This is a genomic window from Vibrio sp. IB15, from assembly GCF_016406055.1.
Lineage (GTDB): Bacteria > Pseudomonadota > Gammaproteobacteria > Enterobacterales > Vibrionaceae > Vibrio > Vibrio chagasii.
In genome coordinates this window covers 1-1,277 of record NZ_JAEFCE010000144.1, presented here as the reverse complement: position 1 = coordinate 1,277, position 1,277 = coordinate 1, and the positions used below count along the sequence as shown (strand labels likewise).

Sequence of the window (1,277 nt, the reverse complement as noted above, 5' to 3'; positions counted from 1 at the left end):
GGGGCGTGCGACGTGAAGTCGTATGAAGCGCTGTTCACCGCTTAATGTGTGAACCATCTGTATCACCAGATGAACCTAAGGCTCTGAATAAAGTAGCGAGCCTGACAATGTAACGAAGGTTGGTTATAGACCAATCGGGATCAAAATCGTGAGAGGACGATCCTCCTGATAACCACAATCGGGTGAGTGCTAGGTAGTCAGCATGATGAACATAAGTGAATCCGCATAAGGTGCGTTATGTTATGAAACAGCGGAAGTGGTTAATACGCTGTGGCCAAAAGGCACGAGAGTCGGAAAGGGATTGCCCCATGCTCTTTCGTGATCGTCGAACTCTCCGCACTATAGCGGGCATCTACACTGACACTGCGCAACATACGGAACACGGTAAGCCCGTATCACTCCCTCTGGGAAAGCCTAAGTGGCCGATAGTGATGCGGGTAGAGGAGGTTGGAAAAAGCGAATGCTGCATTGTAACGATGCAGATACAGACTTGTGTCTGGTCACGAAAGTGAGCCCACTTCCAACTGGTCTCTCGTTGCGAGAAAGTTTGAGGAACTTTATTAAGGAAGAAAAGCAAATGATGGTTTCGAATGAGATTAGTGCATCTTCTGACAGTGCACAGTGGCAATCCATTAACTGGAAGGCCGCAGAGGCGAACGTCTTAAAGCTTCAAATGCGTATCGCAAAGGCAACTAGAGACGGTAAGCACAGCAAAGCAAAAGCATTGCAGTGGATACTGACTCACTCTTTCTCAGCAAAACTTCTTGCTGTTAAGCGAGTCTCTCAAAATAAAGGCAGTAAAACGCCAGGAATAGACGGCGTTGTCTGGAACACAGACACGCGTCGGATGAAAGCAGTAAATCAACTGAGTCGGAAAGCTTATCAAGCGAAACCACTCAAGCGTATCTACATCCCCAAAAAGAACGGTAAGCTCAGACCACTGGGTATTCCACGCATGATTGACAGAGCCCAACAAGCTCTTCATCTTCTAGCATTAGAACCTGTGTCCGAAACGCTTGCCGACCCTAATAGTTATGGTTTTAGACCAAATCGCAGCACGGCTGACGCTGTCAGTCAATGTTTCAAATGTTTGGCCCTAAAGCGATCTGCTAAATGGGTTCTTGAAGGAGATATCAAAGCTTGCTTTGATAAAATCGGGCATCAGTGGCTGATGGATAACATCGCCATCGATAAACGGATGTTGGAGCAATGGCTTAAGTCAGGCTTTGTAGACAAAGGGCTGTTTTACGACACCGACGAAGGCACGCCTCAAGGCG

The 1,277-nt window shown here is 47.5% G+C and carries 1 protein-coding gene; it reads left to right on the top strand.

Annotation, left to right across the window (positions count from 1 at the left end; translation table 11 throughout):
* Window positions 1-577: 577 nt before the first annotated feature.
* A partial coding sequence (locus JC606_RS23135; RefSeq protein WP_198779544.1) for a reverse transcriptase N-terminal domain-containing protein occupies window positions 578-1,277 on the top strand: 700 nt, incomplete at its 3' end.